The organism is Actinomadura geliboluensis (genome assembly GCF_005889745.1).
In the GTDB taxonomy this organism is placed as follows: Bacteria; Actinomycetota; Actinomycetes; order Streptosporangiales; family Streptosporangiaceae; genus Spirillospora; species Spirillospora geliboluensis.
Genome location: NZ_VCKZ01000372.1, coordinates 1 through 9,115, shown reverse-complemented (window position 1 = coordinate 9,115; position 9,115 = coordinate 1). Strand labels below are relative to the sequence as shown.

At 72.3% G+C, this 9,115-nt stretch carries 9 protein-coding genes and 1 pseudogene; 4 read left to right on the top strand and 6 right to left on the bottom strand.

Features of this window, described 5'->3' with window-relative positions:
- The 3 genes from ETD96_RS35155 to ETD96_RS35145 all read right to left on the bottom strand — a co-directional run.
- Positions 1-804 (bottom strand): hypothetical protein (locus ETD96_RS35155; protein WP_138640791.1); only part of this gene is annotated, 804 nt, incomplete at its 3' end.
- 91 nt (positions 805-895) lie between these two features.
- A complete protein-coding gene (locus tag ETD96_RS47115) occupies positions 896-1,837 on the bottom strand; it encodes a helix-turn-helix domain-containing protein (RefSeq protein WP_138640790.1) in 942 nt (313 codons plus the stop codon).
- A 45-nt stretch (positions 1,838-1,882) separates the two neighbouring features.
- On the bottom strand, positions 1,883-2,416 hold the full coding sequence (locus ETD96_RS35145) for a 2,4'-dihydroxyacetophenone dioxygenase family protein (RefSeq protein ID WP_138640789.1): 534 nt from the start codon (positions 2,414-2,416) through the stop codon (positions 1,883-1,885).
- A gap of 199 nt (positions 2,417-2,615) precedes the next feature.
- On the opposite strand from ETD96_RS35145, the gene ETD96_RS35140 reads away from it, so the two are divergent.
- Both ETD96_RS35140 and ETD96_RS35135 read left to right on the top strand, forming a co-directional pair.
- Complete coding sequence (locus ETD96_RS35140) at positions 2,616-3,593, top strand: class II glutamine amidotransferase (RefSeq protein WP_240808459.1); 978 nt, start codon at positions 2,616-2,618, stop codon at positions 3,591-3,593.
- 167 nt (positions 3,594-3,760) lie between these two features.
- On the top strand, positions 3,761-3,973 hold the full coding sequence (locus ETD96_RS35135) for a helix-turn-helix domain-containing protein (RefSeq protein WP_089329011.1): 213 nt from the start codon (positions 3,761-3,763) through the stop codon (positions 3,971-3,973).
- A 94-nt stretch (positions 3,974-4,067) separates the two neighbouring features.
- Here the strand turns inward: ETD96_RS35135 and ETD96_RS35130 are convergent, their stop codons facing one another.
- Together ETD96_RS35130 and ETD96_RS35125 are read right to left on the bottom strand one after the other, a co-directional pair.
- Positions 4,068-5,381: a DUF2786 domain-containing protein gene (locus ETD96_RS35130; RefSeq protein WP_138640787.1), complete on the bottom strand. Its 1,314-nt coding sequence runs from the start codon at positions 5,379-5,381 to the stop codon at positions 4,068-4,070.
- 237 nt (positions 5,382-5,618) lie between these two features.
- Positions 5,619-5,891 carry a hypothetical protein gene (locus ETD96_RS35125; protein WP_138640786.1) on the bottom strand — a complete coding sequence of 91 codons (273 nt, stop codon included), beginning with the start codon at positions 5,889-5,891 and terminating at the stop codon, positions 5,619-5,621.
- 242 nt (positions 5,892-6,133) lie between these two features.
- Here ETD96_RS35125 and ETD96_RS35120 point away from each other — a divergent pair, with 242 nt between their 5' ends.
- The gene (locus tag ETD96_RS35120) at positions 6,134-7,657 is read left to right on the top strand and encodes a long-chain-fatty-acid--CoA ligase (protein ID WP_138640785.1); all 1,524 of its coding nucleotides are present in this window, start codon (positions 6,134-6,136) and stop codon (positions 7,655-7,657) included.
- A 29-nt stretch (positions 7,658-7,686) separates the two neighbouring features.
- Here ETD96_RS35120 and ETD96_RS35115 read toward each other — a convergent pair whose 3' ends face one another.
- Positions 7,687-8,781: a winged helix DNA-binding domain-containing protein gene (locus ETD96_RS35115; protein ID WP_240808458.1), complete on the bottom strand. Its 1,095-nt coding sequence runs from the start codon at positions 8,779-8,781 to the stop codon at positions 7,687-7,689.
- A 165-nt stretch (positions 8,782-8,946) separates the two neighbouring features.
- On the opposite strand from ETD96_RS35115, the pseudogene ETD96_RS48275 reads away from it, so the two are divergent.
- Positions 8,947-9,115, top strand: a pseudogene (locus tag ETD96_RS48275) (hypothetical protein); the annotation flags it as partial.

Sequence of the window (9,115 nt, the reverse complement as noted above, 5' to 3'; positions counted from 1 at the left end):
CTGGAAGGGGGTCGGCGGGGCGAGCGGGACGCGGCGTGTGGTTCCCCGGAAGTCGTTGAAGTCGCGCTGGGAGAGGTCGAGTTCGGCGGGGATCGTGCGGTCGCGCCCGGCCGGGCCGGTGGCGAGCCAGGACCAGTGGTCGGTCAGGAGGCGGCGCGCCGCGGTGCGCAGGACGTTCAGGGCGGCGAGGTCGTGCGGGCAGGCGACGTCGGTGATCTGGAGTTCGGGGAGCCCGAAGCGGCGGAGGCCGCGGGTGCGCAGGCGGACGCAGGCGCACCCGTTGACGCCCTCCGGGTCCAGATCGGGGTCGGCGGCCGTGCAGCGGCCGTTGGCGCGGAACGGCGGCAGGGCGTCGCCCAGCCAGCGGTCGGCGAGGACGAAGCGCGTTCGTTCGGCGGCGGGCGGAGCCAGGACGTGGCCGGTGACGAGATCGGCGACGATGCCTCCGGTGGCCCGGGCGATGGCGTACGCGGCGGCGCGGGCCGCCTGGGCGCCGCGGGGCTGGTCGGTGATCGGCGCGAAGGCGGTGATGACGGCGAAATCCGAGGCGTCGTTGAAGGTCTGCGCGGCCGGCCGGTCTTCCGGGAAAGCCGCGCGGATCTCGCCCGGATCCCAGCGCAGGGTGGCGGAGCTCTCCCGGGTGAGCTGCAGCTGCGGCGAGCCGAGCCGGCCGGCGATGTGGGCGTGGAAGGGACCGGCCGCGGCTTCGCGGAGGATGCCGGGGAGATCATGCGGGACGCCGTCGGTGGCGACGGCGAACCGCGAGGTCGTGGTGGCGGGCACCGGGAACGTGATCGTGGCCATCGGGCCGCTCCTTCCGGGAGGGGACATCGCCAGCTTGCGCGCCCGTCCCGGGAAGAGGCACCCGAATCCGGTTCTGTGGATAACTCTCCGGTCAGCGCGGCCGGATCGCGCCGGGGGTGGTGCCGAAGCGCTCGCGGAAGACCCGTGTGAAGTGGGCCTGGCTGGCGAAGCCGTGGCGGTGCGCGATCTCCGCGACGGTCGCCGCGGCCGATGCCGGGTCGGCAAGGTCCGCCCTGGCCCTCGTCAGCCGGCGGTCCATCACGTAGCGGACGGGCGTCGTGCCCTCCGGTTCGAAGACGCGGCTGAGGTGGCGGACGGAGATGCCCAGCGCGGACGCGACGCGTTGGGCGCTCAGCCCGGAATCGTGCAGATGCCGGTCGATGTAGTCCTTGGCCACGAGGAGGTGGAGCAGCCGGGTGGGGGACGCGGGGCGGTCACCGGCTTGCTCGGCGGCGAGCAGGCCGAGGAGTTCGAGGGCCAGGTCGTCGGCGTGGCCGGGCCCCTTGCCCGTTGTCAGCTCCAGCAGAAGCGACCGCAGCGTGCGGGAGGCGGGGGTGGGCCGTGAGGCGTTGAGGGTGATCGGGGCGGGCAGGACCGGCGCGCGGAAGTGCTCTGCGAACATCTCGCGCGGAACGTCCAGGAGGAGCTTCCGCATCGGGGCAGAGAAACCGAACAGGTACGGACGAGAAGTGTCGTATAGGACGATGTCTCCCGCGCCGACCTTCAGGCAACCACCGGAGTGGAAGAAGACGGCCTCGCCCTTGAGGACGAGGCTCGCGAACACGGAGTCCTTGGGGAAGTCGCGGCAGATGCCGGGCGTCCGTTCGATGACGTGTTCGTTGCCCCGGATGTCGGCCAGGCGCAGCCCGCCGACGCGCAGGTTCGCCTGCCGGGCCAGCAGGCCGCCCTCGGCGTAGGAGGTGCAGGTCAGCCCGACCAGCGCACGCGCGTTGTACCGCTCCCAGTAGGAGACCCGGTCGCCCGGCGGGACGTCCTCGGTCGATACACGCGACTCCAGCACGGAAGCGGCCATCTCGACCTCCCTCGCAGGTGGGAGGTCGAGTCTAGCCAGCGTCCCTCAGCGGAAGAGTGAGTCGACGTAGTCCGAGCCCAGGCCGACCTTCTCGTAGTGCTCGCGGCACATCGCGATGTAGTCGTGGACGTCGAAGTACCCCTCCGAGTCACCGTTCTCGTCCAGCCAGATGAGCGGGCCCTTCACGATGAACATCGTCTTCATCGGCTCGCCGCTCTCGTAGGCGACGAGAGTGTGGCCTTCGCCCGGCGCCTCGTAGATGAAGTCGCCGGCCGTCGCCGTCCACGGGCGTTCGAGGTAGCCCCACTTGCCGGAGATGGTGTACGCGAACACCTCGTGCGGGTGGTAGTGCCTGTTGACCAGGCCGGCGCTGGTGGCGCGCAGGATGTCCGCCCAGGAGTTGTCCTTGACGTTGATCCAGAGCGGGCGCGAGCCGACGGTCTCGGTGAACGGCACGTAGTAGCGGTCGTCGTCGGTGGCGACCTTCGGCAGGTACACCTCGGGCAGGGCGTCCGGCTTCTGGGAGTTCTGGATCGGCTTCAGGTTCTTCCAGAACTCGGTGGTCGCGTCCTCCGGCATGGCTTCCTCCAGGTGGGTCGGTCCGTTGACCGGCAGTGAACCGCGCAGGTCCGGCCGTGTCTTCCCGCTGCCGGACGTCCGGCCTTGCCTGGCCGGGACACCGGCGATTCACCGGGCGGTCGGCCGCGACGTTCGGTAAAATCCCCGTCACCCGCAGTTAAGATCATCAAGAGGTGACGACATGTGCCGGCTTTTCGGGATGAGTACGGGAGGCCCCCGCGTCAGGGCGGCGCACTGGCTGCTGGACGCGCCGCGGAGCCTGCGCGCGCAGAGCCACCGCATGCAGCACGGCGCGGGCCTCGGCTGGTTCTCGCTCGGCGGCGAGCCAGTCCGCGACCGCGCGCCCCTGGCCGCCTTCGAGAACGCCGACTTCGACCTGCACGCGCGCAACGTCCCGTCCCACACCTTCGTGTCGCACGTGCGGGACGCGTCCGTGGGCGGGCTGACCGTGCGCAACTGCCACCCCTTCGTGATGAACGACCGGCTGTTCGCCCACAACGGCGTGGTGAAGGGGCTGGACGTGCTCCGCACGTGGCTGACCGAGATCGAGCGCGCACACGTCGCCGGGGAGACCGATTCGGAGCTGGTGTTCGCCTACCTGACGGCCGAGATACGGCGCCGCGGCGACACGACGGCCGGGATCGTCGAGGCGGTGCGCCGCATCGGCGCGGAGCTGCCCGTGTTCGCGCTCAACCTCCTCGTCGCCGAGGCCGGCCGCCTGTGGGCGCTGCGCTACCCGGAGAGCAACGAGCTGTGGGTGCTCTCCCCGGACCGGGGCGGTGCAAGCGAGCCCGGGCGCCCCGCCGGGGGTCCGGGGGCGGTGGATGGCGGCCCCGGCCGGGCCTCCGCCGGCGGGCCGGGTCCCGTCCCGGCCGTCGTGATCGCGAGTGAGCCGATGGACGACGATCCCGGCTGGCGGCTCCTCGAACCCGGTGAGCTGCTGGTGGTCGACGGGCTCGCCGAGGAGTCGCTCTTCCCGTTCGCGCCGCCGCGGCATCCGCTGCGCCGCTCGGACCTGTCGCTCCGCGAGGCCGCCTCCCAGGCCACCGGGTCGGTGCGGGCCCAGGGCGCGGAACCGGCCGTGCCGGGCCTGGACCGGGTTCCGGTCCGGGTGCCGCTGCAGGCGGTGATCGTTCGGAACGGACGACCGCCAGCGGTTCCGGACCCGTCTGTCTAGATCCGACACGCCGTTCACCACGGATAAGACCAGCTTCGGCCGAATTCGCGGTGATTCGCGCGGCATCGACGGCGTAATCAGGGGGAATGTGTACGTTGGGGAGATCAACACTGCTGTGAGCTGCGGGGACGGGCCCCGCCGCCCAGCCTTGGAAACAGGAGGTCCCCGTGGCTCGAACACTGTCGAGGGGCACCCGCGTCACCGGTGCCGAACGCACGCAGCTCGCCGCCGAGCTCGCTCCGCGGTACGCGGCCGGTGAGAGCATCCGCGACCTGGCGGCCGAGACCGGCCGGTCGTACGGATTCATCTACAACGTGCTGAAGGAGGCGGGAGTGCCGCTGCGCGGGCGCGGCGGCAACACCCGGCGCAAGAAGGGCTGACCCGCTCCCGAGACCAGGCAAGACCAGATAGGCCGAGAAGAAAGCACAGCACATGAACGGACGTCCCCCTCGCCCCCCGGGGGGACCCCGTGCGCTAAGGACGGCGAGACGCTCCGGTGACCTCGGAGCGCCCGTTCAGGCTGGCGAGGTCCGCGGCGGCGCGCCCGGCCACCCAGCCCTCGTAGTTGGAGACGGAACCCGCCCGCCCCTGGGCGAGGTTCGGGAACATCGTGTCGACGGCCTGCTCGACGGCCCGGTCGCGCGCCGCCAGCACGGGAAGAAGATCCTTGCCGCCGGCGCCCGCGGCCGCCCGGTCCGCGGCCTCGCCCGCGGCCTCGCGGAGGCGCTCCCCGATCCGGGACGCGTACGCGTTGAGGAAGGCGTGCCGGAACGACCGCGTGCGTGAGCGTCCTCGCGCGTCGCGCCGCGGGCCCGCGTGCACCATGGCGGACGTCGCCTGGACGAGCAGCGACGTGAACAGCATCTCCACCGCGGCCAGATCGGCCGGGAAACCCAGGACCGTGGAGAACCCCAGCTCCCGATGCCACACCGCGCGGCAGCGGTTCGCGTCGGCCACGACCGTCAGCAGGACGGCCTTCGGCGCCTCGTAAGGGTTGTCCACCGCGACGCGCCGTCCGGCGGGCCCTCCCATGTCGCCCGTCTCCGCGGCCAGCAGCACATGGTCGATGCTGTGCCGCGCGATGAGTTCCTGGGCGCGCGCGCTGAGCGCCTCGGCCTCCTCCGGGAACTCGGTCGACTCCGCCTTGGCGAGCAGCGCACGGACCTTGCCGAGCATCCGCTGATCCACGTCCCGCGTCGTCTCCGGTGTGGGCGCGCCTGCACTGGATGAGGCCGAGCCGGGCGGCGGGGCCAGGGGCGGGAGTCTCGGCAGTGTCTCCAGCAGGTGGACGAGCTCGATCGCCGTCGCGATGTAGCGGGCGCGTGCCACGCCCTCGCGGTCGCACCATTCGGCCGGGTGGGCGTCGTCGTCCGTCCACCAGACGGTGGCGTCCAGGGAGGCGAGCTGCTCGTGCCAGACGGCGTCGACGGTGGTGGCGGAGTAGGCGCGCAGCTCGCCGGCGATCGCGTCCGCCGCGAGCCCCGCGTGCAGGGCGGTGTACCGGCGGGAGGCGAACCTGACCACGTCGGCCGGCTGCCAGCCCCGGCTCCACGCCCCGGTGACGCACTGCCGGAGCCGGTCGGCCAGGTGGCGGTCGGTGGCGTGCGTCCACAGTGGCGTGCCGGGCCCCTGCTCCAGTTCGGCTACGAGCTCTCGGAACGCCGCGCCATCACCCCGCGCCAGCGCTGTGACCGCCTCGGCCACCACAGCACCGGCCGCCGACTCCCGACCAGGCTCCCAGGACGACTCCGGCGATCCGGGACCGCGCCGCCGCCGCGACTTCCACACCGCCACTCCTACGGTCCGATTGCACGGGCACACAGCATCCTGTCATCCGGCCGGGACCCGCTCGGCCGCCGGCGCGCGACTCGCGGAAGGGAGCGAGCCCGAAGCCAGCGGAGGCCGGAGGCGGCAGGGTGCGGGCATGAATGCGACGGCCCCGGCCGCAAGGGCCGGGGCCGCGTGATTCGGAGTCTTCCAGCGTTCCCGGCGTCGTCCGCCGGGGTCTCGCCGTCCGGAGGACGGCTACGGGCCGCCGTGCTTGTCGCCGCGCATCTCCTCCACCACCACGCTCTGGTACGCGCGGGAGGTGTCGGGGACGTAGCTGAGCCGTGCCAGGGCCTTGCCCTCGGGATCCCTGATCTCGAAGTGGTAGCCCCGGCCGGCGTCGCCGACGTGCGCCACGGCCTGGTCGTGCCGGAGGCGGCACATCGTGTCGACCTTCTCCAGCGCCACCTTCAGGCTCCCCGCGTCGCTGATGAGCCGGGCCGGCTCGCTCGTCTCCCAGATCTCGAACATTGATCGTGTCCTGTCGGCGGTCGGTCGGAAGGAACGGGCGGGGCATTCCAGACGTCGGGGACAGCTTGCGCCCAATTGGTGGATCTTTCAATCAGTTCTGGTATCGGATTGATCACCTTTCGAAGTTGTCCACGCTCACAGCGTCATGTCCGCAAGTGGCGGCGGACCAGTGGTTCCCCGGGCGGCGTCCGGATCGATAAGGTCGGCGACACATAACCGAATGGGATTCGGAAGGGGCCGGGGTGGAGTACCGGGTCGTGTCCATCGTCCGAGACCACGCCCGCGAGCGCGGGACGGCGCCCGCCGTCACCGGGGACGGGCGGACCGTGAGCTACGCCGAGCTCGACGAGCGCTCCAGCCGGGCCGCGCAGGCCCTGCGGGCGGCGGGGCTCGGCCCCGGGTCGCGCGCCGCCTACGTCGGCAAGAACGCGCCCGAGTTCTTCGACCTCCTGTTCGGCGCGGCCAAGATCGGCGCCGTGACCGTCCCGGTGAACTGGCGGCTCACCCCCGCCGAGATCGCGGCGATCGTCGCGGACGCGGACGCGCCGGTGACCGTGCTGGACGCCGAGTTCGCCGACCTCGCGGACGCGCTGCCCGGCCGCGTCGTCCGCACCGGCGGTGAGCACGAGCGCTGGCTGGCGGCGCATCCGGCCGACGACCCCGGTTTCACGGGGGAGCCGGACGACATCGTCGTGCAGCTCTACACCTCCGGCACGACCGGGGTCCCGAAGGGCGTCCAGCTCAGCAACGCCAACTTCGAGGTGGGGGAGCGGATGGCCCGCCGCTGGCGGCTGGACGGCTCCTCGGCGAGCCTCGTCCCGATGCCGCTGTTCCACATCGGCGGCTCCGGCTGGGCGCTGGCCGGGCTGTACGCGGGCTGCCGCCAGGTGCTCGTCCGCGACATCGACCCGGCCGCGCTGGTCGACACGTTCGAGCGGGAGCGGATCACCAACGCGTTCATCGTCCCGGCCGTCCTGCAGTTCATGTGCCAGGTCCCGGGCGCGGCCGGACGCGACTACTCGGCACTGCGCGCGATCACCTACGGCGCGTCCCCGATCACCTCCGAGGTGCTGCGCCGCGCCCTCGACACGTTCAAGGCGCCGCTGTTCCAGCTGTACGGCATGACGGAGACGACCGGCGCGATCGTCCAGCTCGACCCCGAGGACCACGACCCCGAGGGCCCCCGCGCGCACCTGATGCGCTCGGCCGGACGCCCCTACGACTGGGTCGAGGTGAAGATCGTCGAGCCGGGCGGGGACACCGAGCGCGCGCCCGGCGAGGTCGGCGAGGTGCTGACGCGCTCCCCGCAGAACACGCCCGGGTACTGGAACCGCCCGGAGGAGACCGCCCGGCTGCTGGCCGGGGACGGCTGGCTCCGCACGGGCGACGCCGGCCACGTCGACGCCGAGGGCTACCTGTTCCTCACCGACCGCATCAAGGACATGATCGTCACCGGCGCGGAGAACGTGTACCCGATCGAGGTCGAGGAGGTCCTCGCCGCCCATCCCGCCATCGCGGACGTGGCGGTCATCGGCGTGCCGGACGAGCGCTGGGGCGAGACCGTCAAGGCCGTCGTCGTGCTCGCGCCGGGCGCCGAACTGACCGCGGACGAGGTGCTCGCCTACGCGCGCGAGCGGCTCGCGGGCTTCAAGCGCCCGCGCTCGGTCGACTTCGTGGACGCGCTGCCGCGCAACCCCAGCGGCAAGATCCTCAAGAAGGACCTCCGCGCGCCCTACTGGGACGGACTGGGCCGCACGATCGCCTGACCCCCGCGCGCCCGTGGCTATGCCTATGCCTATGCCTCGACGGTGACGACGGTCTCCTTGGCGTCGGGCTCCAGGAAGCGCAGCAGCGCCTCCCCTTCGGTGGTCAGCGCCTTGACGGCCGCCTGCGGGAGGCGTTCGAACGGCCGCAACGTCAGGGTGGCGACCTTGCGCTTGTATTCGGTGTCCCAGATGCCGCGAGCGAAGCCGTCCCAGAGGAAGACGGCGCGGACGCGCAGATTCTTGGTGGTGAGCATGGGCCTGTCGGTGTCGGAGATCACGCGCCTGCGGTCGGCGTGCGCCAGGACGAGGCTGTCGAACTCGGGCAGGAACCGCGCCGGCGCCGGGACGTCCTCTCCGGGGCGCGGCGCGTCCGGCAGGTCGAACAGCTCCCGGCCCTTGTCGTCGGTGAAGACCCGGAGGCCGGGCCGCAGGCGCTCAAGGGCCTCCCCGGCGGACGCCAGGCCGGACCACGCCTGGGCGTCGGCGGCGGAGGCCGGGCCGAAGGCCGCCAGGTACCGGAGCATCAACTCGTCGAGCGCCGTCTCGGCGGACGGCTCGCTTTCCAGCCAGCCGCCGGCGAGTGTGAACTGCGCCGTACGCGGGAAGCCCCACCTGTCCTGTGTGGGGACCATCACCAGCGGCACGCACAACCGGACGGCGTAGCCCAGGGCGCGGTCGTTGACGTCCGGGAACTGCTCCTGGAGCAGTGCGCGGACCTCGTTGAAGGTGCGCGGCCCCTCCGAGAGGAGCGCACCCGCGGCGGGCACGACCTCTTCCAGGTCCAGCCCTTTGGCGCGGTCGCCCAGAACGCGCAGGGCGCCGTCCAGCATCGGCTGCAGGGTCGTACGGAACGCCCTGTAGTCGGCGCCTGTGACCAGATGCAGTGTGGCCCGCATCATGGTGGCCCGGACGAGCGTACGGTCCTGCAAGGCCGCATGCAGATCGGACGCTCGGAAACCGTCCAGCCGTGTCCATAGCCCCAGGAAAGGCGGCTTGGGCTCCTGCGCCTGCATGCCGCCCAGCCGCGCCACCGCCTCGGTGACCGGGACCGCCTCCCGTGCGAGCAGCATCTGCCGCGCCAGCGTCGCCCGGTTCAGGGCCCGGATGCTCAGTGTCTCCGTCACCCGTCCAGCATGCCGGGCTCCCGAGCCCCCCGCACCAGCCCCGCGCCCGGCCACATGGGGTGGGATTCGGGGCGGCGGTGTGCCCGGCCTCGACTGGGCGCTCGGCAATGGGTGCACGTGGCGGACATCACCTCCTCTCGGACCTGAGTCAGCGAAGCCGTCCGCGACCTCGACCGGCCGGCCGAACCGGGATTCGTCTACGTGGCCGGGGAGGCACGCACCGTACAGGCGGTGTGCTCGCATCTCGTCCGGGAGGGCGGCCGGCCCCGCAGATCCGTGCTGGTCAGACCCGGTATCGACGCCCGGCGGGCGCGGGATGGAGGGGCGTTGGAAC

Bases quoted from the DNA above. Each gene is read 5' to 3' on its own strand.
- ETD96_RS47115 (WP_138640790.1), bottom strand. From the start codon at position 1,837: ATGGCCGCTTCCGTGCTGGAGTCGCGTGTATCGACCGAGGACGTCCCG.
- ETD96_RS35145 (WP_138640789.1), bottom strand. From the start codon at position 2,416: ATGCCGGAGGACGCGACCACCGAGTTCTGGAAGAACCTGAAGCCGATC.
- ETD96_RS35125 (WP_138640786.1), bottom strand. From the start codon at position 5,891: ATGTTCGAGATCTGGGAGACGAGCGAGCCGGCCCGGCTCATCAGCGAC.
- ETD96_RS35140 (WP_240808459.1), top strand. From the start codon at position 2,616: ATGAGTACGGGAGGCCCCCGCGTCAGGGCGGCGCACTGGCTGCTGGAC.